Origin of the sequence: Massilia varians, from assembly GCF_027923905.1 — a bacterium.
Lineage (GTDB): Bacteria > Pseudomonadota > Gammaproteobacteria > Burkholderiales > Burkholderiaceae_D > Telluria > Telluria varians_B.
Genome location: NZ_AP026966.1, coordinates 269,098 through 290,308, shown reverse-complemented (window position 1 = coordinate 290,308; position 21,211 = coordinate 269,098). Strand labels below are relative to the sequence as shown.

Sequence of the window (21,211 nt, the reverse complement as noted above, 5' to 3'; positions counted from 1 at the left end):
AGCGCACCGAGTTACCCAACAATATCATGATGTACTTATACCGGCTCAAAGGCCTGGTCCCTGCCGCAAGACCGCGGACTATTTCTGCGCTTCCGTCAGTTTCGCCTTTACATACGCCAGCCAGCGGTCGTCGGGATGCGGCTTGCCACCGACGGATGCGATGTGCTTGAAGCTACGCCAGGTCGGCGGACTGCCGCGGAAAACCAGGTAGGTTTCGCCAAGCGTGAAGTCCGGCCTCAGCATGCAGTCCGAGTCGTTATGGAGGCGTCCGCCGCCGCGTTCCCAGAATTCCTCATCGCTGTGGTCGCTCGAGTCAGGCCCGGTGCGCGTCTGTCCGGTCGCGCCAACGAGCGTGAAACGTGGGTCGGCGGCTCCCGCGATGCGCTCCAGCACCTCGAACTCGTACTCTACCGAAGAACGCCTGCCATTGGCAGGGAGTGGAGAAGGCGTCGCCTTGACCACCCTGGCGACAGACACATCCGTCGCCATCGCAATTTGCTGTTCAGGCGTCACTAGCTGCTGGGACGGTGGCGTCCTGCAGGCATAACTGGCGGAGATGCCAATCAAGTTCAGCGCCAGGACGGCGCACATGCGGCTTGCAGCGCCACGTTTGAAGATTGCAGTGCTCATCGCTGCCTTTCAAGGGAGATGACATGTGGACGGAATCAAGCCTGGTGCGCGAGGATGTCCTGCGCGGCTTTTTCCGCAATCATGATGGTCGGGGAATTGGTGTTCCCGGATGTTATAAAGGGCATGATCGAGGCATCGACCACGCGCAATTTTTCGACGCCGCGTACCCGCAGGCGGCTGTCGACCACGGCCAGCGGATCATCTGCCCGTCCCATGCGGCAGGTGCCGACCGGATGGAAAATCGTGGTGCCGACCAGACCTGCCGCATGGGCCAGTTCTTCTTCGCTCTGGTATTGCGGGCCGGGCATGAACTCTTCGGGGCGGTATTTCGCCAGTGCCGGCGCCGCCACGATCCGGCGCGTCAATGCCAGCGCCGCGGCGGCGGTTGTGCGGTCGGCCTCGGTACTCAGGTAGTTCGGCGTGATCCTGGGCGGCGCGTAACTGTCGGCGGATACGATACCGACCTGCCCGGTTGATGTCGGCTGCAGGTTGCAGACGCTCGCGGTAAATGCCGGGAAGCGGTGCAGCGGATCGCCGAACTTGTCCAGCGACAGAGGCTGGACGTGGTACTGCAGATTCGCCGCCGCCAGATCCGGCGAGGACTTGGCAAATGCGCCCAGTTGCGATGGCGCCATCGACATTGGTCCGCTGCGGAAACACGCATATTCCAGTCCGATCAGCGTCTTGCCGAACCAGTTGGTGGCGCGCGTATTCAGGGTCCGCACGCCCTGGACCTTGAAGATCATGCGCAGCTGCAGGTGGTCCTGCAGGTTGGCGCCGACGCCGGGCAAGTCCATCACCGACGCGATGCCGTGGCGCTGCAGATCTTCCGCCGCGCCGATGCCGGACAGCTGCAGGAGCTGCGGCGAACCCACCGCCCCGGCCGCCAACAGGGTCTCGCGCTGCGCCGTCGCCCTGTACATGTGGCCGCCGCCGCTGAACTGAATGCCGGTGCACAGCTTCGCTTGCCGGTCATGATGGTTAAATTGGGCCGTTTCGCCGCCGGTTTCAGGAAAGCTTTCGCCGTATTCAGGCGGATGCCGCGCCGCTGGTTGACGTCGAAATAAGCGGAACCTTCACCTCGGCCGGCGTTCAGATCATCGATCTTCGGGATACCGGTTTCGGCTGCCGCTTCACGAAACGCGTCGAGGATCTGCCACGACAGCCGCTGCTTTTCGACACGCCATTCGCCGCCGGCGCCATGCAGTTCGCTGGCCCCCAGGTAGTGGTCTTCGCTGCGCTTGAACAGCGGCAGCACCTGCTCCCAGCACCAGGAATCGTCGCCGGTCAGCGTCGCCCAGCGCGCATAATCCGCCGGCTGGCCACGCATGTAGATCATGCCGTTGATCGACGAACTACCGCCCAGCACCTTGCCCCGCGGGTAGATCAGCGCCCTGCCGTGCAGGCCGGGATCGGCCTCGGTGCGAAACAGCCAGTCCGTGCGCGGATTGCCGATGCAATGCAGGTAGCCGACCGGGATGTGGATCCACAGGTAATCGTCACGACCGCCCGCCTCCACCAGCAAGACCTCGATCTTCGGATTACGGCTCAGCCGGTTGGCGAGCACACAGCCGGAGGTGCCGCCGCCAACGATGATGTAGTCGTACTGGCCGGCAGATTCCAAGGCTAGCGTTCCCGCACGCCGTTGCCATTGCCGCCGTCGCCACGACTGTCATGGCCGAACGAACGCGAACCGCCGCACTTCGGTTCACGTGGCAAAGGCTTACGAAACAGCGCATCGAGATCCACCACAGCCTCCGTTCGTCATTCGTTGAGGCAAGCTTACCAGATCGTAAACGGAAGTCTAGGGGCCCTCTGTGGATAAGCCTCTTGATATCCACAGGTCTGTTTTGTGCAGAACCGGAGAATTAATGGGTGCCCAAAAACTTGTCCAGTTTTCAGGCAGTCTCCACGCGCCAGTGTTGCACTGCCTTATACGGTGCGTAAACCAATGATTTTTCAGCCGTTAACCGCCTTGTCCACAGAAAAGGGCCGCCGTTAACCACTACTACTACCGTTGTATACAAACTTTGATTGTAAAGCTGTAGAAAATTTTTTCGAAATTTTTTAGCCGCCGTCGCAGTCTGTCGACACCTGCGACCTGCTTGCCAGCTTCAGCTGCAAACCCGGACCGGCTCGCGATCAACAGACGGTAGCAAGGGTCGACCACAGCGTGACTATCGCGGCCATACCCTGAGCGCCGCTCTCCGGATTCTGCCAGCATGTTCACGCGCACCTGCAAGTCTGCGGCCTGGAAAACGCGCAAACCAGCAAATTTTGACCTCATCTGTGGAAAACCTCTGGGATATCCACAGGATCGAATGTGTAGAACAGCCGGTTAACCCGGTCCACCAAAATATAGTCCAAGTTTCATCCAGTTCTAAAACAAGCCTTGTTCAGCCGGTTAACGCGACCGTAAACCATTGACGTTGTGGAGAAAACCTTTGTTATCCACAGCAACATGCGCGTTTACTATTACTACCAGTTTGTATACAAACTTGTTTACTACAACAACAAAACCAACAGCGCGAATCCAGTCGCGACCGCGCCCGGCTCCACCACCTGTTGATCACCAAGGCAGTGTGCCGTCTGCTCCTCCAACATCGTCGGCCAGGATCCTCCCTGGACCACCATCTGCCTGCAGATCGCCTGTCGAACCGCTCTTCAAGGCATTGTTGGCGATGCGCTTGTGGAAAAGCCGAGGCATATCCACAGGATCGTATGTGCAGAACGCGACCATTTCTGCTTCGCGCGAAAACTGTCCACGTTTCGTTCAAACTTCACACAGGCTTTGTTCAGCCGGTAAACGCGTCTGCAAGTCATTGATGCTGTGGAGTAAACCTGACTTATCAACAGAAGAAGCCGCGTTTACTATCTACTACCAGTTTATATACAAACTTTAGTTAACTAAAAGCGTGAAGCACTGCGCTGCCAGAAAAGCCGGAAAAGACCAGGAAAATCAGGTTTTCACTGGCCTCACGCTCGTAAGACAAGCAAAATGGACACTCAAGCGTAAAATCTGGCAGCCTCATGAGCTCGATCAAACCGTGCACAAGCGTTGAACAAGCCGGCTGGCTGCAGCTGCGCATGGCCCTGTGGCCTGCGCAGCGCGCCGACCACCTGCGGGAAATGCAGGAACTGTGTGCACAACCCGGCCGTTATGCACAGTTCCTCGCCTATTCAAGCCTTGGAGAGCCCCAGGGACTGATCGAAGTCGCGCTGCGCGGGGATGTCGTCAACGGCACCAACTCGTCTCCTGTCGGCTTCCTGGAAGGTTTGTATGTCGATCCGGCCTTCCGCCGGCAGGGAATCGCTGCCATGCTGGTGCAAACCGCGGAACAGTGGGTCAGGAAACAGGGCTGCACCGAGATGGCCTCGGATGCCTTGCTCGAGAATACGGCGAGCCATGCCATGCATCGGGCGCTCGGATTCGAGGAAACCGAGCGCGTGGTCTACTTCCGCAAGCTGCTTTCATAACAAAAACGCAATAAAAACAAGGAAAACATGCGACTGGGAATCATCAGCGCGCTGTACGAAGAACAGCTGGGGCTCGTGGAAGCCTTGAAAGGGCCCTCCAAGCTCATCCATGGCAAGCGTGAGTACTGGGCAGGGAAGCTGTGGGAAATCGACGCTGTGTGCGTTCTGTCGCGAATTGGCAAGGTTGCGGCGGCGATGACAGCCACCACGCTTGTGGAGAAGTTCGGAGTTACCCACATCCTCTTTACCGGCGTGGGCGGCGCCGGGGATAAAACGGTGCAGGTCGGCGATATCGTGGTCGCGGAAGCCCTGGTCCAGCACGACATGGATGCCAGTCCGCTGTTTCCCCGTTTCGAGGTGCCGCTCACCGGCCTGACCCACTTCCAGCCCGACCCGCAGCTGTCGATGCGCCTGTCGCGCGCGGCCCATGACTTCCTCGAGCAGGACTTGCACAGCGCGATCAGCGAGGGAGAGCGGCGCGAATTCCGCCTGGCGCAGCCGCGCGTGCACCGCGGCCTGGTGGCGAGCGGCGACCAGTTCATGAACGATCGCCTGGCCCTGAACGCGCTCAACGACGCCCTTCCCGGCCTGGTGGCGGTCGAAATGGAAGGCGCTGCGGTGGCGCAGGTGTGCTACGAGCTGGACGTGCCCTGCGCCGTGATCCGCACCGTGTCCGACAATGCCAACGAAAACGCGGCCACCGATTTCATGCGATTCGTGACATCGGTGGCCGCGCAGTATGCTTTTCACATCACCCGGCGCGTGTGCCGGGATCTGGCGGCAAGGCCGCTCTAGCCCAGCAGCGATTCGGCCGGCACGTAGTCGTACTTCAGGTCGCGCGCGACGGCTTCGTAGGTGATCTTGCCCTGGCAGACGTTCAGGCCATTGCGCAGGTGGACGTCGTCCGACAAGGCCTGGCGCCAGCCCTTGGTGGCCAGCGCCACCGCATGGCCGATGGTCGCGTTGTTGAGCGCGAAGGTGGAGGTGCGTGCCACCGCGCCCGGCATGTTCGCCACGCAGTAGTGAATCACGCCATCGACGACGAAGGTCGGGTCGGCATGGGTGGTCGGGTGCGAGCTTGCGAAGCAGCCGCCCTGGTCGATCGCCACGTCCACCACCACCGCGCCCTTCTTCATGCGCGCGATCATGTCGCGGGTGACCAGCTTGGGCGCCGCGGCGCCCGGCACCAGCACGCCGCCGATCACCAGGTCGGCGTCCAGCACCGCTTCCTCGATCGCATGGGCGTTGGAATAGAGCGTGGAGATGCGGTTGCCGTAGACCAGGTCCAGCTGGCGCAGGCGGTCGACGTTCTTGTCGAGCACCGTCACGCGCGCGCCGGTGCCGATCGCCATTTGCAGCGCATTGGTGCCGACCACGCCGGCGCCGATGATCGCCACGTGGCCGGCGGCGACACCCGGCACGCCGCCCAGCAGCAGGCCCATGCCGCCCCGGGATTTTTCCAGGTGCGCAGCGCCGGCCTGGATCGCCATGCGGCCGGCCACTTCGCTCATCGGCGCCAGCAGCGGCAATCCGCCGCCCGGGCCGGTGATGGTCTCGTAGGCGATGCAGACCGCGCCGGACTTCACCAGGGCGGCGGTCTGTTCCGGATCGGGCGCCAGGTGCAGGTAGGTGTAGAGCACCTGCCCTTCGCGCAGCATCGCGCACTCTAGAGGCTGCGGTTCCTTGACCTTGACGATCATGTCGGCGCGCGCAAAGATTTCCTCTGCCTTCGCCACGATGCTTGCACCGGCCGCCATGTACTGCTCGTCCGACAGCCCGATCTGCTCGCCGGCGCCCTGCTGCACGATGACGTCGACACCGCGCGACGTCAGTTCGCGCACCGAAGGTGGCGTCATCCCGACACGGTATTCGTGATTCTTGATCTCTTTTGGTACGCCAACAAGCATGTCTACCTCCAAGATGTATAAGAATGTGAAGCTGCTTCGCTACGCTACTCCTGTTTCGAAGATTTTGTAGGGTGGACGGCTGTGCCGTCCGCGCGTTCAGCTACAAGGTGAAATGCGGCGCATCGTCCATTTCTACGCTGTTTGAACGCGCGGACGGCACAGCCGTCCACCCTACGGGTTCAGCATAAAAAAAGGGAGCTTGCGCTCCCTTGATGATTACACTCCCAGTGTCATCAGGCTTGCGTTGCCGCCAGCCGCGGTGGTGTTGACGCACACCGCCCGTTCCGCCACCAGCCGCCACAGGGCGACCGGCTCGCTGGCGCTGGTGTCGACAATGCCGACGATGGCCCCGGGCCGCCCCGCCAGCTTGCTGCGCAGCGAACCGGCCAGGCCGGCTTCCAGCAGCGCGATCTGGAACTCGCTGGCGTCGATCTCGTCTTCCCCGATGAAGCGCACGCGCTCCTTGACCAGGTCGGGCAGATTGGCCGGAATCAAATCCGGCGTGGCCAGCACCAGCGCGCGGTTGCCGTTGGCGAGGCTGGCGGCCAGCTGGTTGAGCAGGCCGGCAAGGCTCTTCGGCGCGCACAGCACGGTGCCGCGCGGCGTGAAGGCCAGGGTATTGCGCTCGCCGGTCGGACCCGGCAGGGCGATCTCGACGCCATTCAGGGAAGTGCGGCCATAGCCCTGCGCCAGCGTCGCCACATCCTGATGGCCGTTGTTGCGCAGCCAGCCGAGCAGCGCGTCCAGGCCGGCGTCAAACGTGCGGCCGTGTTCCATCAGCGGCGCCGCATGGCGCTGCAGGCGCTTCAGGTAGAGCGGACCGCCGGCCTTCGGACCGGTGCCCGATTTGCCCTCGCCGCCGAAGGGCTGCACGCCCACGACCGCGCCGACGATGTTGCGGTTCACGTAGATGTTGCCGACGTGGGCGCGCGCGACGATGAAGTCGATGGTCTCGTCGATACGCGAATGCACGCCCAGGGTCAGGCCGTAGCCGGTGGCGTTGATGGTGTCGACCACCTTCGCCAGGTCGGCGCGGCGGTAGCGCACCACGTGCAGCACCGGGCCGAAGACTTCGTGCTTGAGTTCGGCCATCGAGCCGATTTCCAGCACGGTCGGCGGCACGAAGGTGCCGGCCCCGTTCACGCTGTCGGGCAGCTCGAGCGCGAAATGGCTGCGCGCGGTGGCGCGCATGCGCTCGATGTGGGCCAGCAGGTTGCGCTGGGCTTCGGCATCGATCACCGGGCCGATGTCGGTGGCCAGGCGGTCCGGCGAGCCGACGCGCAGTTCCAGCATCGCGCCCTTGAGCATCCTGACGGTCTTGTCGGCGATGTCTTCCTGCAGGAACAGCACGCGCAGCGCCGAGCAGCGCTGGCCGGCCGAGTCGAAGGCCGAGGACAGCACGTCCTGCACCACCTGCTCCGGCAGCGCCGAGGAATCGACGATCAGCGCGTTCTGGCCGCCGGTTTCGGCCACCAGCGGGATGTCGATGCCTTCCTGTTCGGCGCGCTTTGCCAGGGTACGGTTGATCAGCTGCGCCACTTCGGTGGAACCGGTGAAGATGACGCCTTTCACACGCGAATCCGAGGTCAGGGCGGCGCCCACGGTTTCGCCGCGGCCCGGCAGCAGCTGCAGCGCGGCGCGCGGGCAGCCGGCTTCCAGGAACAGCTCGACGGCGCGGTGCGCGATCAAGGGGGTTTGCTCGGCAGGCTTGGCCAGCACCACGTTGCCGGCGGCGAGCGCCGCTGCCACCTGGCCGGTGAAGATCGCCAGCGGGAAGTTCCAGGGCGAGATGCAGGTCACTGGTCCCAGTGCGCCTTGCGCCTTGGCTGCGCGGATCTCGACCGCGTAGTAGCGCAGGAAGTCGACCGCTTCGCGCAGTTCGGCGATCGCGTTCGGCAGCGATTTGCCGGCTTCGCGCACGGCCAATGCCATCAGCTCGGTCGCATGCTGTTCGAACAGGTCGGCGCTGCGCTCGAGAATGGCGGCGCGGGTGTCGACCGGGGTGCTTTCCCATTCGCCGGCGAAGGCCGCGGCGGCCGCCAATGCGGTGTCGACGTCGGCACGCGTGGCTTCCTGCACCTGCCCGACGATGTCGCTCGATACGGCCGGGTTGACCACCTTGGCGGTGTCGCTGGCGGCTACCGGGCCGGCGATCAGCGGCGCCGCGCTGTGCTGGCGCTGCCGGGCCAGGCCTGCGGCGGTGGCGCTCAGGATGTGTTCGTTGACCAGGTCGAGGCCACTTGAATTCTTGCGCTCGGCGCCGAACAGCTGCAGCGGCAGGGCGATGGCCGGGTGCGGTTTTCCGCCGGCGGCGCGCGCCTGCTCGAACGGGTCGGCCAGCAGGGTGTCGATCGCCACTTTCTCGTCCACGATCTGGTTCACGAAGGAAGAGTTGGCGCCGTTTTCCAGCAGGCGGCGCACCAGGTAGGCCAGCAGGGTTTCGTGCGAGCCGACCGGCGCGTAGATGCGGCAGGCCTTGCCCAGCTTGTTCGGGCCGACGACCTGGTCGTACAGGGTCTCGCCCATGCCGTGCAGGCACTGGAATTCATAATTCTCGACCCCGTCCGCCTTGGCCCAGCTGTAGATCACCGACAGCGAGTGCGCGTTATGGGTGGCGAACTGCGGGTAGATGATGCTTGACGCAGCGAGCAGCTTGCGCGCGCAGGTCAGGTAGGAGACGTCGGTGTAGACCTTGCGGGTGTAGACCGGATAGCCCGGCATGCCGTCGACCTGGGCGCGCTTGATCTCGGCGTCCCAATAGGCGCCCTTCACCAGGCGCACCATGAACTTGCGGCCGCTGCGCTTGGCCAGGTCGACCACGAAGTCGATCACGAAGGGGCAGCGTTTTTGATAAGCCTGCACCACCAGGCCGATGCCTTCGAAGCCCGCCAGTTCCGGATCGAACGCCAGCGACTCCAGCATGTCGAGCGAGATCTCGAGGCGGTCGGCTTCTTCCGCGTCGATGTTGATGCCGATGTTGTACTGCTTGGCCAGCAGGACCAGGCTGCGCACGCGCGGCAGCAGTTCGGTCATCACGCGCGCGTACTGCGCGCGGCTGTAGCGCGGGTGCAGGGCCGACAGCTTGATCGAGATGCCCGGACCGTCCTTGATGCCGCGGCCGTTCGAGGCCTTGCCGATCGCATGGATGGCGGTCTCGTAGGAGGCGTAGTAGTTTTTCGCATCGCTTTCCGTCAGCGCCGCTTCGCCCAGCATGTCATACGAATAGCGGTAGCCGCGCGTCTCGTTCTCGCGGCTGTTCTTGAGGGCTTCCTCGATGGTCTGGCCGGTGACGAACTGGTTGCCCAGCATGCGCATGGCCATGTCGACGCCCTTGCGGATCAGGGGTTCGCCGCCCTTGGCGATCAGGCGGGTGAGCGCCGATCCCAGGTTTTTCTCGCTATTGGTCGAGACCAGCTTGCCGGTGATGAGCAGTCCCCAGGTGGCCGCGTTGACGAACAGCGAAGGCGATTCGCCCAGGTGCTTCTTCCAGTCGCCGCGGCTGATCTTGTCGGCGATCAGGCGGTCGGCGGTTTCGCTGTCCGGGATGCGCAGCAGCGCTTCAGCCAGGCACATCAGCGCCACGCCTTCTTCCGACGACAGCGAGAACTCGTGCATCAGCGCGTCCACGCCCGAGGAACGGGTGCGCTTTTCGCGCACGCTCGCGACCAGGCGCTGCGCCAGTGCGGTGGCGTCGGCGCTGGCGCTGGCACCCTGGGCCAGCAGCCACTGCACCGCCTCGGTTTCATCGCGGCGGTAGGCGGCGGTGATGGCTTCGCGCAACGGGGTCTGCTCCTGCTTGACCTCGCGCTGGAGCGCATCGAAGGGAACGAAAGTGGAGGCCAGGGCGGCGTCAATGTGCATGGTGGTCTTCTAAAAAAGGAATCAAACAGAGGCGCGACGCAGCAAAAAACGCCGTGCCGCGAGAATGGCGGCCGGCGTACTGCGCGATACCTTGGAATGATTCGATTGTAGAAGGAAATCTTCTGGATTAATTCTGTTTTTACGACAGACTAGCAAAAGATAGTTTTTGGTGCGACAATCTGACCGAATAATATTTACATGGCAAGAGACCGACCATGCTCGACAAGATCAGTAAGAAAATTCTGGCGGAACTCCAGAACGACGGGCGCATCAGCAACGTCGAACTGGCGGCGCGCGTCAACCTGTCTCCTGCCGCCTGCCTAGAGCGCGTGCGCAAGCTGCACGAGTCCGGCTATATCATGGGCTACACCGCCCAGCTCAACCCGCAGCTGCTGGATGTGTCGCTGCTGGTTTTCATCGAAGTGGTGCTCGATCGTACCACTCCCGAGGTGTTCGATGCATTCAAACAAAGCGTCCAGATGATTCCGGAAGTGCTGGAATGCCACATGGTGGCGGGCGGCTTCGATTACCTGGTCAAGGCGCGCGTCAAGGACATGGCGGCGTACCGGGAATTCCTCGGCAAGACCTTGCTGCAGAAGGGGGTGCGCGAGACGCACACGTATGCGGTGATGGAAGAGGTCAAGAATACGACCAAGCTGCCGATCAGGTAGGAGGGCGGCGAAGCGTAGTCCAGTTCACTGAACTGGACCACCCCTACGGTAGGACAATCACACGACCTTGCGCGCGCCCGTCTTCGGCGCCGCGCTCTCCGCCATATTCTCGAGATTATTGCGCAGCCAGCGGTGCGCCGGGCTGCGGCCGTCGCGCTCGTGCCAGAGCATGTCCAGGTGCACGGCGGGCAGCTGGAAGGGCAGTTCGCGCCAGACCAGCGCATCGGTCATCCCGGTCGAGACCATCAGGTGCTTCGGCAGCACCGTGATCAGGTCCGAGTTCGCCACTACCCGCCCCGCCGTGAAGAACTGGTTCACGGTCAAGAGGATGCGGCGCTCGCGGCCGATCTGGGCCAGCGCTTCGTCAACCAGGCCGTGGGCGCGTCCTGAAAAACTCACCAACAAGTGGTTGGCCTTGCAGTAGGTGTCGAGGTCGAGCTTTTCCTTGGCCAGCGGGTGGTCCTTGCGCATCACGCACACATAGACGCCCGAATACAGGCGTTCGTGGCGGATCGGCGAACCCGTCTCATACGACAGCTGGGCCGCCACGCCGGGGAAGAAGCCCACCGCCAGGTCGATGTCGCCGCGCAGCAGCATCGGCCGCGGTTCGCGCGTGGTCAGCGGCACCATGCGGATGTTCACGCCCGGCGCCTCGCGCTCGATCGAACGCATCAGCGAGGGCAGCCACAGGGCGGCAGTGGCGTCCGCCATCGCCATCCGGAAGGTCGCCTGGGCCTTGGAAACGTCGAAGGTTTCCGGCATCACGGCCGCTTCCAGCGCGGCCAGGGCCTGGCGTACCGCCGGCCACAGCGCTTCCGCACGCGGCGTCGGCTTGACGCCATACGCCGTGCGGATCAGGAGTTCGTCCCCAAGGCTTTCACGCAGCCGCTTGATCGCATTCGAGACCGCCGGCTGGGTCATGGCGAGGTGCCCGGCGGCGCGGGTGAGGTTTTGCTCGGTCATTACTGCGTCGAAAACGCGCAGCAGGTTCAGGTCAAGCGTCAGAAAGCTCATGGGAACTGGTTGATGGCAATACAGGTGTTCGCAGTGTACCTCAAGTATTCACAGAATGCATAAGCGTCATCAGTGAACGGAATTAGATTTATATGTTGCATCGCACTATATTGGGCGCAACCGAACAATTACCACATCATGTCCGCCTCGCTTACCCTTATCCAGACCGCCGTTGCCGCCGTTCCCGTCGGCCAGGTCCTCCTTGCCGCCAGCGGCCTCGCGCTGCTGGGCGGCGTTGCCATGTTTTTCCGTCCTCTGCTCGTCGGTATCGGCCGCGCCGCCGTGTTGACCGTGCGTCCGCGCCCGCCGAAAACCCACCTGGCCAAGCACCACTGATCCTGTCTTTCTCCGTTTGAACGCGGCCTCCGATCCGGACGCCGCGTTTTTTTTCGTCCGTCTTTCCCGCCTCTCCCGCTTCCGGGCTCTTCTCGTACGGTAGCCGACCATTCAGGGTAGTACGCCTGGTGACTCTTCGTCACCGGGGTTTTCTCACGCCGTTGATTTAACAAAGTTCACGAAGAGTCAACATCACGAAAAAAGGTGATTGATGCTGAGATGAAAGAAGCGCGAACAATGGACGAGTTTAGCTGCGTGATATTGATAAATGAAGCGAGATACCATAAAACTCAGCCTCCAGTCCGCCATTGAAGAAGAGAAGGTAAGGAATCGACATTTGAAAGAAATTGGCGGCATGAAGACCTTATATAGATCATAGATGTAGGAGGTTCCACACAATTCAACTTCTATCACAGAGAATGGATGAGTATTGGTAATCACGCGCGCGATCGCGCCCCGCTTCCTGCCCCAGGACGTTTTCAGGAGCCTGCGCAGTCAATTATTTCCGGGTGCAGTTGAGCTGTTCCGCCGAGTCCTCGATGATGGACAGGACGGCTTGGGTATCGGTCGGTTTGGACAGTTCTTCGGCCTCGGGATCGGGCTTGTCGCGGACATTGGGCAGGTCGCGCCGCAGTTCTTACAGCATGCGGATAATCTTGCTGTTCTTTTCTTCCGCCAGCAGGTTGATCTGCAGGTCGAGGTGGGGAGTGCTGGCTGGCGAGGGTGGACATGCGATTCTGGCGAATCAGCACGGTGGTGGAGATCACGAAGGCGTTCAGGGCAATGAGTCCCTGCAGCCAGAAGAATGGCGGCTCGTCCCATTGGTCGAAGCCCAGTTCGGGCGCCGCCAGGTTCCAGGCGATCCAGAGCACGACAAAGACGAGGTTGCCGACCACATAAGCCGGGCTGCCGAGGAAGAAGCTGATTCTTTCCACCGCCCGTTGCGCCGGAGACAGGTCCTGGTTATGCCGCGCGTAGAATTCCGCCACCGTACCGAGGTGTTCCTGGAAGGCGAAAGGGAGGGCTTCCCGGCTGCGGTCTGGGGTCTCCATGAAACCAGCATAGCACCGGCGGCGGGCCGCTCGCCTGCGCACGTGAGCGCAAACCACACGGGAATAAAAAAGGTTCATCGCGTTTTGCCGGGAAACGCATCCTTGATTTTCAGGAAGAAGTAGGATGCATCCCGAAATCCGTAGGCCATGCGCTTGATGACTTTGATGCGGTTGTTGACGCCTTCCAGGATCGATGAGTTCATCGGATAGATGGCCGAAGCCAGAATGCCGCGCCGGTACTTGGCCAGCCGTTTGGCAAACTGGATCAGCGGTGTGATATGGCTTTCCAAGGCGAGTTTGAGCCAAGCCTTCCATCGACGAGCACCTTCCCGGACCGATGGCGCATACCAGATCTCTTTCAATTCGGTCTTGAGCAGGTAGACCGTTGCCAGCGGCTGATTGGCGGCGAGCAGTTCTTCGAGCTTGACGGCCTGTTCGGCCTTGAGGTTGTCGCGGTTGCGTAGTAACAGCCAGCGGCTACGCTTGATGACCTGGCGCGCTTTTGGTTCGGCCCGTAACGTATTGGCTTGATCGACGCGCACCCGGTCGACGACTTCGCGGCCGAAGCGGGCCACGACATGAAACAAATCGTAGACCACCTCCGCGTTTGGACATTGCTGACGCACTTCAAGGTCCATGGCCGTGTTCATATCCATGGCCACCGCCTCGATTCGCTGGCAGCCTTGCTCGCCCAGCAGCTCAAAGAATGGCCGGATCGCTTCCCGGCTGTTGCCTTCCCCAACCCACAAGACGCGCATACGCTCGGCATCCATGGCCACGGTAGCGTAGCGATGGCCCTTGTGCAGGGCAAATTCGTCCATGACCAAGCGGCGTACGCCCACCGCCGAGAAGTCGCCGTGCAGCTGCTTTAGTCGCCGATGATCAATCTCTTTGATGGTATGCCAGTGCAGCCCGGTCAACCGGGCTATATGGGCTATGGGCAGCAACTGCGCCAGCGCCTCGACCCACAGACGCACGCGGTGCGTGATGCGCGCCCGGCGGTCGAGCCAAACAATGTGCTCGGCCACTCGTGCATTGCAGTGATGGCAGTCCAGCCGCCGTACCGGCACATCGAGCCAGACGCGCTTGTCCAGAACGTCGCGATCGCGCACCTTACGCCTTCGGCGCTCATGCACCAGGGCGCAAGGCTGGTGGCACGCTCCGCACACAGCATCCCTTGCCGGGCAGGTATCGAGAACGATTAACAGTGATCCGTCTTCTTGTTCTTGGACGGTGTCGACAATATGGCCTTCCCAAAACGGGACAGACGACATAGCATTGAGCATGGCGGTGGTTTGATAGACTGATTTGTTTGGCGACTATCAATCTACCAACATCAGGCCACCGCCACCACCTCCCGATTAGATCGTCAACCCCGTCTTCCCCCATTCCCCGCGAAGAACCATAAAAAAAGCCGGCGGAACAGCCGGCTTGGGGATCAGGTCTCTAGCTTGGTGGCAGTCAGGCGTTCATATTTCGCCTGCAACTGCTCGCGCGTTTCGCGCCACTCGGGGTTGAGGGGAATGCAGGCGACCGGGCACAGTTCCGCGCAGGTCGGCTGTTCGAAATGGCCGACGCATTCGGTGCACTTGTGCGGGTCGATCTGGTAGAACTCGGCGCCCATCGAAATGGCGTCGTTCGGGCATTCGGGTTCGCAGACGTCGCAATTGATGCAATCGTCGGTAATCATCAGTGCCATGGTCTTGCTCGTTCCTTGCTGCGGGTTATTGCTAGGTCAGGCCGCGGGGGCCGCCTTGATGGAGGCGATTTTCTTCTGCAGCCAGCGGTCCACCGATGGGAACACGAATTTCGATACGTCGCCGCCCAGCATGGCGATCTCGCGCACGATGGTGCCCGAGATGAACTGATATTGGTCGGAAGGGGTCAAAAACAAGGTTTCGACATCGGGAAGCAGATAGCGGTTCATGCCCGCCATCTGGAATTCGTATTCGAAGTCCGACACCGCGCGCAGGCCGCGCACGATCACGCGCGCATCATGCTGGCGCACGAAATCCTTGAGCAGACCGGAGAAGCTTTCGACCTGCACGTTCGGATAATGGCCGAGCACCTCGTTGGCGATTTCCAGACGTTCGTCGAGCGAAAAGAAGGGTTTCTTGTTCTTGCTGTCGGCTACACCTACTACCAGGCGCTCGAACAAACCCGATGCGCGGCGCACTAAATCTTCGTGCCCGCGCGTGAGCGGATCGAAAGTACCTGGATATACGGCTACAACCATTGCGGCTCCCTGGAGAATCATCCTGAGGGTATGAAAATTCCGCCACGGCGGCGTTGCCTCGTCTCGCCGTACTAGCGTACTGTCTTCGACTCGGCGCCTTGCCGTGCCGGTTTTTCACACCCTCGCTGTTAGAACGCGCATTATGCCTGAAAATCCGGCAACCGCCCCAGCCTGGGGCGGTTTTTGCCCAATCTTTGTGCAGGTTTTATCGCCGCGGGACGCTCAGGTATCGGCCTGGTTCAATTTCAGCAGGTAGTAATAGACCATGCCGGCCTTGTCGGCGCGAATCGCCTCCCAGCCGGCCAGCCAGTCGGGCAGTTCGGCGTCCAGCGGCAAGGCTTCTCCCGTCTCGGCAAAGACCAGGCCGCCTTCATTCAGGATGGCCGGGCACAGCGGCAGGATCTGGGTGAGCAGTCCCAGCTGATAGGGCGGATCCAGGAAGATCACGTCGAAGCGCTGGCCACGTGCGGCCAGGTCCTTGACCAGCACCAGCGCGTCGGCGCGCAGCACCTTCACATTGCCGGCCTTCAGTTTGTCGCGGTTGGCTTCCAGCTGGCGCGCCGCCGCGCCATGGCTGTCGACCATCGTGACCGAGGCCGCGCCGCGGCTGGCCGCTTCGAAACCGAGGGCCCCGGAGCCGGCGAACAGGTCGAGGAAGCTGGCGCTGTCCCAGTCGCCGCCGAGCTGGTGGTTGATCCAGTTGAAGACGGTTTCGCGCACGCGGTCCGGCGTCGGGCGCAGGCCGTCGGCATCGAGCACCGGCAGCAGGGCGCGCTTCCAGGCGCCGCCGATGATGCGCACCTGGCGCGGCGCCAGACGGGGAGCCCCATGGGCTGGTTTGGAGGGTTTGGAGGACTTCTTTTGCATGGGCGGCACTATAGCACCCTGGCGCCCCGCCCTGCCCGGCCTTGTTTCATGGCGCTATTTGCCAGATGCCAAAGCTTGGAAATCATTGATCCAGCCCTGCATGCGCTCGTGCGCGTGCTTCTTCTGCGCCGGCGTGGCGATGCGGATCGCGGTCAGCATGAATTTGGTGGTCTGATCGAGATAATTGTCGTAAAAAGCCTTGCGCTCGGGCGATTCGGTGCGGCCGAAGAATTCGCGCTGCATCGCCGTGATCTGGGCCGTGGCCTGCTCGCGGTTTGGCTTTTCCTGCTGAAACTTGCGCAGCAAGGAGAGGATGCGGCGCTGGCGCCAGACGCGTTCTTCCAGCCAGATGTCGCTGTCGAGCGGGCGGGCGTCGGATGCCTTGCGCAGGATGGCTTCCTGTTCATTGTTGAAACCGCCGAACCAGAGTTCGAGCTGGCTCATGGCCTTCTTGTAGCGGGCACGCTGGCGCTTCTCGACACTGCCTTCAACAAATTTCTTGCGATACTCCGCGTTTTTTGAAATGAACTTGCGTTCGATATCGGCGATCTGCTCCGGTTTGATGGACAGTGCGAGAGTGGTCATTTCCGGCACGGCGCGGGCGGCCAGCCGCTCGCCGCGGACACGAATTTCCTTGTAGATGCCGATCAGGTCGGCCTGGGTCGGGTTACCGGCAAGTTCCTTCTGCATGGTGCCGAGCAGTGCCGCGTAGTCGCGCAGCTGGGTCTGGCGGTGCCACTGGAACAACTTGTCAATGTCGCGCTTGGCAATGTCGGCCTGCTGGCCTTCCAGATCGGCGTAGGAATCCAACCACCAATACAGTAAGGTATCACCCTGGTTATAAGTAAAACGCACGGAGCTGCAGCCCGCGACGAGGGCGAACAGTGCGATCAGGCATAACGCAATAGTGCGCCGGAACACCGAGTCCGGCGTGATAAAATTTTTCATATTATCAACTTTTTGAGGACGGCTTTATGAACGTTGTAATCCTTGCCGCCGGCATGGGAAAGCGCATGCAGTCTGCGCTGCCGAAAGTCCTGCATCCATTGGCGGGGAAACCGCTGTTGCGGCACGTCATCGATACCGCCGGCAGCTTATCGCCGAGTAAATTATGCGTCATTTACGGCCATGGAGGCGCAGCGGTGCCCGAGATGGTGGGCAAACTGGCCGAGCAAACCGGCATCCGCATCGACACCGCCCTGCAACAGCCGCAGCTTGGCACCGGCCACGCGGTGATGCAGGCCGTACCGGAGCTCGATGAAAACGTACCGACCCTGGTGCTGTACGGCGACGTGCCGCTGACGACGGCCGCATCGCTCGGCCGCCTGGTCGAGGCCGCCGGTACGGACAAGCTCGCCATCCTGACGGTCGAGCAGGCCAACCCCTTCGGCCTGGGCCGCATCGTGCGCGAGAACGGCAGCATCGTGCGCATCGTCGAAGAAAAAGACGCCAGCGAAGCCGAGCGCGCGATCCGCGAAATCAACAGCGGCATCATGTGCATCCCGACCGTCCATCTGAAGCGCTGGCTGGCGGCGCTGTCGAACAACAATGCCCAGGGCGAATACTACCTGACCGATATCGTGGCCCAGGCCGTCGCGGACGGCGTGCCGGTCGTGTCGGCCCACCCTTCCGCGGAATGGGAAGTAGCCGGCGTCAACAGCAAAGTGCAATTGGCCGAGCTCGAGCGCCGCCACCAGCTGAACATCGCCAACGCGCTGCTGGAAAAGGGCGTGACCCTGATGGATCCGGCCCGCATCGACGTGCGCGGTGAACTGGTGTGCGGCCGCGATGTCGTGATCGACGTCGGCTGCGTGTTCGAAGGCCGCGTGGAACTGGCCGACGGCGTGACGGTCGGCCCGCACTGCGTGCTGGTCAACGCGAAGATCGGCGCCGGCGCCCAGATCAAGCCCTTCTGCCACATCGAGGATGCCGTAGTCGGCGACAAGTCGCAGATCGGCCCCTACGCGCGCCTGCGCCCGGGTACCGAGCTGGGCGAGGACGTCCATGTGGGTAACTTCGTCGAGATCAAGAACAGCCAGGTCGCCGCGCACAGCAAGGCCAACCACCTGGCCTACGTCGGCGATGCCACGGTCGGTTCGCGCGTCAACATCGGCGCCGGCACCATCACCTGCAACTACGACGGCGCCAACAAGTTCCGCACCGTGATCGAGGACGACGCCTTCATCGGCAGCGACAGCCAGCTGGTGGCGCCGGTGACGGTGGGCAAAGGCGCCACGCTGGGAGCGGGCACGACGCTGACCAAGGATGCGCCGGCAGGCAAGCTGACCATTTCGCGATCGAAGCAGCTGACGGTGGAAGGCTGGTCGCGTCCCGTGAAAACGAAGAAGTAATCCACCGGGTATCGACAGGATAACAACAGGAAAGACACAGGATAAACACAGGCTAATCACATGCTTATCCTGTGCTTCTCCTAGTGCCAATCCACAAAGTTATCCACAGGCCTTACACGGCGATCCGGGTGTCGAACTTGGAGCGATGGGTGGAAAAATAGGCTTTCACGTTGCGCACGTTGGCATGCGCCGTGAACAGGCGGTGCGCCAGCGCGTGGTAGGCCGGCATGTCGGCCACCTGCACGATCAGCACGAAATCCGGCCCGGGGCTGACGCGGTAGCACTGCAGGACCGCGGCGTCCTGCGCCACCAGGGCTTCGAACTCGTCCATGCGCTCGGCCGCCTGCACGTCGAGCGTGATCTCGACGATGGCGCTCAGGCGTGCGCCGACCTTGGCCGGGTTCACGATCGCCACCTGGCGCTCGATAACGCCGCTGTCGGTCAGCTGTTTCACCCGGCGCAAACAGGTTGGTGGGGAGACGTGAACGAGTTCCGCCAATTCCGCATTCGTATGCGATGCATCAGTCTGCAATGTATTCAGAATGCGACGATCTAGCTCGTCAAGAAGTGGTTGTTCTGACATCGAGTGAAATAAAAATTAATAAATTAGCCGTAAATGAAAGAAAATTTCATGCTTTTAGGAGCATGAAATAATCTATCAAATACTACTGAATTCTGAAAGCTTATTTCAACAGTGTTGCTCTACGATAGATTTCATTGCAAATCTTTTAGATGAGGTCCAACCATGTGCGGTATCGTCGGTGCAGTTGCCAAGCGTAATATCACCCCAGTCCTGATCGAGGGCCTGAAGCGTCTCGAATACCGGGGCTATGATTCCTGCGGCGTGGCCGTGCACCTCGATGGCAAACTGACCCGTGCGCGCAGCACCTCGCGCGTGGCCGAGCTCGAAGAGCAGGTGCGCGAAGCCCATCTCGACGGCTTCACCGGCATCGCCCACACCCGCTGGGCCACCCACGGTGCGCCGGCTTCGCACAATGCCCACCCGCACTTCTCGCCGAGCGAGACCAATGCCCGCATCGCACTTGTCCACAACGGCATCATCGAAAACCACGACGAGCTGCGTGCCGAACTGAAGGGCCTCGGCTACGAATTCACCAGCCAGACCGACACCGAAGTCATCGCCCACCTGGTCGACCACATGTACAACGGCGACCTGTTCGACACCGTCCAGCAGGCCGTCAAGCGCCTGCACGGCGCCTATGCCATCGCCGTGTTCTCGCGCGAAGAGCCGCACCGCGTGGTTGCCGCGCGCCAGGGTTCGCCCCTGATCGTCGGCGTGGGCGAGAACGAGAACTTCGTGGCCTCGGACGCGATGGCGCTGGCCGGCACCACCAGCCAGATCATCTACCTTGAAGAAGGCGACGTGGTCGACCTGCAGCTGGCGCGCTACTGGATCGTCGATAGCGAAGGACGTCCGGTCGAGCGCGAAGTCAAGACCGTGCACGCCCACACCGGCGCGGCCGAGCTGGGCCCGTACCGCCACTACATGCAGAAGGAAATCTTCGAACAGCCGCGCGTCATCGGCGACACCCTGGAAGGCGTGACCGGCATCATGCCGGAACTGTTCGGCGACGGCGCCTATGGCGTGTTCAAGGAAATCGACCGCGTGCTGATCCTGGCCTGCGGCACCAGCTACTACGCCGGCCTGACCGCGAAGTACTGGATCGAATGCATCGCCAAGCTCCCGGTCAACGTCGAGATCGCCAGCGAATACCGCTACCGCGACAGCGTGCCGCACCCGCAGACCCTGGTCGTGACCATCTCGCAGAGCGGCGAAACCGCCGATACCCTGGCCGCACTGAAGCACGCGCGCAGCCTCGGCATGCCGCACACGCTGACCATCTGCAACGTCGCCACCAGCGCCATGGTGCGCGAATGCAAGCTGGCCTACATCACCCGCGCCGGCGTCGAAGTGGGCGTGGCCTCGACCAAGGCCTTTACCACCCAGCTGGCCGCGCTGTTCCTCCTGACGCTGACCCTGGCGCAAGTGAACGGCCGCCTGACCGACGCCGAAGAAGCCGAACACCTGAAGATGATGCGCCACCTGCCGGTCGCGCTGGGTTCGGTGCTGGCGCTGGAGCCGCAGATCATGGCCTGGGCCGAAGAATTCGCGCGCAAGGAAAATGCCCTGTTCCTGGGCCGCGGCATGCACTATCCGATCGCCCTGGAAGGTGCGCTGAAGCTGAAGGAAATCTCGTACATCCACGCCGAAGCCTATCCGGCGGGCGAATTGAAACACGGCCCGCTGGCGCTGGTGACCGAAGAGATGCCGGTGGTCACGATCGCACCGAACGATGCGCTGCTGGAAAAGCTGAAGTCGAACATGCAGGAAGTGCGCGCTAGAGGCGGCCAGCTGTATGTGTTCGCCGACGTCGACTCGCGCATCACCTCGGGCGACGGCCTGCACGTGATCCGCCTGCCGGAGCACTATGGCGACCTGTCGCCGATCCTGCACGTGGCGGCGCTGCAGCTGCTGGCTTATCACACCGCGCTGGCGCGTGGTACTGATGTGGATAAGCCGAGGAATCTGGCGAAGTCGGTGACGGTGGAGTAAGCGGGTCGGCTTATTTTTCCGGCATCGCCGACGAGTGGTGGCTCGTGATGAGCCACTTCGCAACAGCAACGGCGCTGCTCAGGCTGCCGTCGCCGCCGCATCCGGGGGAGTTGGGGAGCGTTCCTGAAGAATCCGCCGATATCCTTCGTCCAGCGGCACCACGTGTCCTGTGCGTTATGGGATAAGCGTCCCGGATCGTCATTGCCAATTCATTGCTGTCGATTATTCGCTCTT

The 21,211-nt window shown here is 62.0% G+C and carries 18 protein-coding genes and 1 pseudogene; 6 read left to right on the top strand and 13 right to left on the bottom strand.

Annotated features, from left to right (window positions below; translation table 11 throughout):
- Positions 1-78 precede the first annotated feature (78 nt).
- From MasN3_RS01325 to MasN3_RS01315, 3 genes and pseudogenes are all read right to left on the bottom strand, one after another.
- Positions 79-630, bottom strand: coding sequence for a hypothetical protein (locus MasN3_RS01325; RefSeq protein WP_281911630.1), 552 nt, complete (start codon positions 628-630; stop codon positions 79-81).
- A 35-nt stretch (positions 631-665) separates the two neighbouring features.
- A pseudogene (locus MasN3_RS01320) lies at positions 666-2,254 on the bottom strand (GMC family oxidoreductase).
- A gap of 2 nt (positions 2,255-2,256) precedes the next feature.
- Positions 2,257-2,379 (bottom strand): hypothetical protein, encoded by a 123-nt coding sequence (locus MasN3_RS01315; RefSeq protein WP_281911628.1) that lies wholly within the window; start codon positions 2,377-2,379, stop codon positions 2,257-2,259.
- Positions 2,380-3,660: 1,281 nt separating this feature from the next.
- Here MasN3_RS01315 and aac(6') point away from each other — a divergent pair.
- Together aac(6') and MasN3_RS01305 are read left to right on the top strand one after the other, a co-directional pair.
- Positions 3,661-4,107, top strand: coding sequence for an aminoglycoside 6'-N-acetyltransferase (gene aac(6'), locus MasN3_RS01310; protein ID WP_281911627.1), 447 nt, complete (start codon positions 3,661-3,663; stop codon positions 4,105-4,107).
- A gap of 27 nt (positions 4,108-4,134) precedes the next feature.
- A complete protein-coding gene (locus MasN3_RS01305) occupies positions 4,135-4,902 on the top strand; it encodes a 5'-methylthioadenosine/adenosylhomocysteine nucleosidase (RefSeq protein WP_281911625.1) in 768 nt (255 codons plus the stop codon).
- Here the strand turns inward: MasN3_RS01305 and ald are convergent.
- Positions 4,899-6,014 (bottom strand): alanine dehydrogenase, encoded by a 1,116-nt coding sequence (gene ald / locus MasN3_RS01300; RefSeq protein ID WP_281911624.1) that lies wholly within the window; start codon positions 6,012-6,014, stop codon positions 4,899-4,901. The genes MasN3_RS01305 and ald overlap by 4 nt on opposite strands.
- A 216-nt stretch (positions 6,015-6,230) precedes the next feature.
- A complete protein-coding gene (gene putA, locus MasN3_RS01295) occupies positions 6,231-9,875 on the bottom strand; it encodes a trifunctional transcriptional regulator/proline dehydrogenase/L-glutamate gamma-semialdehyde dehydrogenase (protein ID WP_281911623.1) in 3,645 nt (1,214 codons plus the stop codon).
- 215 nt (positions 9,876-10,090) lie between these two features.
- Here putA and MasN3_RS01290 point away from each other — a divergent pair, with 215 nt between their 5' ends.
- A complete protein-coding gene (locus tag MasN3_RS01290; RefSeq protein ID WP_005664065.1) occupies positions 10,091-10,546 on the top strand; it encodes an Lrp/AsnC ligand binding domain-containing protein in 456 nt (151 codons plus the stop codon).
- Positions 10,547-10,603: 57 nt separating this feature from the next.
- On the opposite strand, the gene MasN3_RS01285 is transcribed toward MasN3_RS01290, so the two are convergent.
- A complete protein-coding gene (locus MasN3_RS01285; RefSeq protein WP_281911619.1) occupies positions 10,604-11,560 on the bottom strand; it encodes a LysR family transcriptional regulator in 957 nt (318 codons plus the stop codon).
- Positions 11,561-11,698: 138 nt separating this feature from the next.
- Here MasN3_RS01285 and MasN3_RS01280 point away from each other — a divergent pair, with 138 nt between their 5' ends.
- Entirely contained in the window at positions 11,699-11,896 is a 198-nt protein-coding gene (locus tag MasN3_RS01280) for a hypothetical protein (RefSeq protein ID WP_281911618.1), read from the top strand.
- Between the two features lie 479 nt (positions 11,897-12,375).
- On the opposite strand, the gene MasN3_RS01275 is transcribed toward MasN3_RS01280, so the two are convergent.
- The 6 genes from MasN3_RS01275 to MasN3_RS01250 all read right to left on the bottom strand — a co-directional run bounded on the left by MasN3_RS01275 (position 12,376) and on the right by MasN3_RS01250 (position 16,999).
- The gene (locus MasN3_RS01275) at positions 12,376-12,948 is read right to left on the bottom strand and encodes a DUF1003 domain-containing protein (protein ID WP_281911617.1); all 573 of its coding nucleotides are present in this window, start codon (positions 12,946-12,948) and stop codon (positions 12,376-12,378) included.
- A 74-nt stretch (positions 12,949-13,022) separates the two neighbouring features.
- Positions 13,023-14,222, bottom strand: coding sequence for an ISL3 family transposase (locus tag MasN3_RS01270; protein WP_370662345.1), 1,200 nt, complete (start codon positions 14,220-14,222; stop codon positions 13,023-13,025).
- Positions 14,223-14,386: 164 nt separating this feature from the next.
- Positions 14,387-14,647, bottom strand: a complete 261-nt coding sequence (locus MasN3_RS01265) for a YfhL family 4Fe-4S dicluster ferredoxin (protein WP_281911616.1) — start codon at positions 14,645-14,647, stop codon at positions 14,387-14,389.
- 36 nt (positions 14,648-14,683) lie between these two features.
- Positions 14,684-15,184, bottom strand: a complete 501-nt coding sequence (gene coaD / locus MasN3_RS01260; RefSeq protein WP_281911615.1) for a pantetheine-phosphate adenylyltransferase — start codon at positions 15,182-15,184, stop codon at positions 14,684-14,686.
- A gap of 222 nt (positions 15,185-15,406) precedes the next feature.
- Positions 15,407-16,051: a 16S rRNA (guanine(966)-N(2))-methyltransferase RsmD gene (gene rsmD, locus MasN3_RS01255; protein WP_281911612.1), complete on the bottom strand. Its 645-nt coding sequence runs from the start codon at positions 16,049-16,051 to the stop codon at positions 15,407-15,409.
- 54 nt (positions 16,052-16,105) lie between these two features.
- Complete coding sequence (locus tag MasN3_RS01250; protein ID WP_281911611.1) at positions 16,106-16,999, bottom strand: DUF6279 family lipoprotein; 894 nt, start codon at positions 16,997-16,999, stop codon at positions 16,106-16,108.
- Positions 17,000-17,025: 26 nt separating this feature from the next.
- Here MasN3_RS01250 and glmU point away from each other — a divergent pair, with 26 nt between their 5' ends.
- Entirely contained in the window at positions 17,026-18,402 is a 1,377-nt protein-coding gene (glmU, locus tag MasN3_RS01245) for a bifunctional UDP-N-acetylglucosamine diphosphorylase/glucosamine-1-phosphate N-acetyltransferase GlmU (protein ID WP_281911610.1), read from the top strand.
- A gap of 112 nt (positions 18,403-18,514) precedes the next feature.
- Here glmU and MasN3_RS01240 read toward each other — a convergent pair whose 3' ends face one another.
- Positions 18,515-18,985 carry an Lrp/AsnC family transcriptional regulator gene (locus MasN3_RS01240; protein ID WP_281911607.1) on the bottom strand — a complete coding sequence of 157 codons (471 nt, stop codon included), beginning with the start codon at positions 18,983-18,985 and terminating at the stop codon, positions 18,515-18,517.
- Positions 18,986-19,147: 162 nt separating this feature from the next.
- Between MasN3_RS01240 and glmS the strand changes: the two genes are divergently transcribed.
- Positions 19,148-20,977, top strand: a complete 1,830-nt coding sequence (gene glmS, locus MasN3_RS01235; RefSeq protein WP_281911606.1) for a glutamine--fructose-6-phosphate transaminase (isomerizing) — start codon at positions 19,148-19,150, stop codon at positions 20,975-20,977.
- The last annotated feature ends 234 nt before the right edge of the window (positions 20,978-21,211 follow it).

What these genes read in the sequence shown, in the direction of transcription:
- MasN3_RS01265 (WP_281911616.1), bottom strand. Translation starts at nt 14,647, where the DNA reads ATGGCACTGATGATTACCGACGATTGCATCAATTGCGACGTCTGCGAA.
- MasN3_RS01285 (WP_281911619.1), bottom strand. Translation starts at nt 11,560, where the DNA reads ATGAGCTTTCTGACGCTTGACCTGAACCTGCTGCGCGTTTTCGACGCA.
- glmU (WP_281911610.1), top strand. Translation starts at nt 17,026, where the DNA reads ATGAACGTTGTAATCCTTGCCGCCGGCATGGGAAAGCGCATGCAGTCT.
- MasN3_RS01280 (WP_281911618.1), top strand. Translation starts at nt 11,699, where the DNA reads ATGTCCGCCTCGCTTACCCTTATCCAGACCGCCGTTGCCGCCGTTCCC.
- ald (WP_281911624.1), bottom strand. Translation starts at nt 6,014, where the DNA reads ATGCTTGTTGGCGTACCAAAAGAGATCAAGAATCACGAATACCGTGTC.
- MasN3_RS01240 (WP_281911607.1), bottom strand. Translation starts at nt 18,985, where the DNA reads ATGTCAGAACAACCACTTCTTGACGAGCTAGATCGTCGCATTCTGAAT.
- coaD (WP_281911615.1), bottom strand. Translation starts at nt 15,184, where the DNA reads ATGGTTGTAGCCGTATATCCAGGTACTTTCGATCCGCTCACGCGCGGG.
- glmS (WP_281911606.1), top strand. Translation starts at nt 19,148, where the DNA reads ATGTGCGGTATCGTCGGTGCAGTTGCCAAGCGTAATATCACCCCAGTC.
- putA (WP_281911623.1), bottom strand. Translation starts at nt 9,875, where the DNA reads ATGCACATTGACGCCGCCCTGGCCTCCACTTTCGTTCCCTTCGATGCG.
- MasN3_RS01290 (WP_005664065.1), top strand. Translation starts at nt 10,091, where the DNA reads ATGCTCGACAAGATCAGTAAGAAAATTCTGGCGGAACTCCAGAACGAC.
- MasN3_RS01250 (WP_281911611.1), bottom strand. Translation starts at nt 16,999, where the DNA reads ATGAAAAATTTTATCACGCCGGACTCGGTGTTCCGGCGCACTATTGCG.
- MasN3_RS01275 (WP_281911617.1), bottom strand. Translation starts at nt 12,948, where the DNA reads ATGGAGACCCCAGACCGCAGCCGGGAAGCCCTCCCTTTCGCCTTCCAG.
- MasN3_RS01305 (WP_281911625.1), top strand. Translation starts at nt 4,135, where the DNA reads ATGCGACTGGGAATCATCAGCGCGCTGTACGAAGAACAGCTGGGGCTC.
- rsmD (WP_281911612.1), bottom strand. Translation starts at nt 16,051, where the DNA reads ATGCAAAAGAAGTCCTCCAAACCCTCCAAACCAGCCCATGGGGCTCCC.
- MasN3_RS01325 (WP_281911630.1), bottom strand. Translation starts at nt 630, where the DNA reads ATGAGCACTGCAATCTTCAAACGTGGCGCTGCAAGCCGCATGTGCGCC.
- MasN3_RS01270 (WP_370662345.1), bottom strand. Translation starts at nt 14,222, where the DNA reads ATGTCGTCTGTCCCGTTTTGGGAAGGCCATATTGTCGACACCGTCCAA.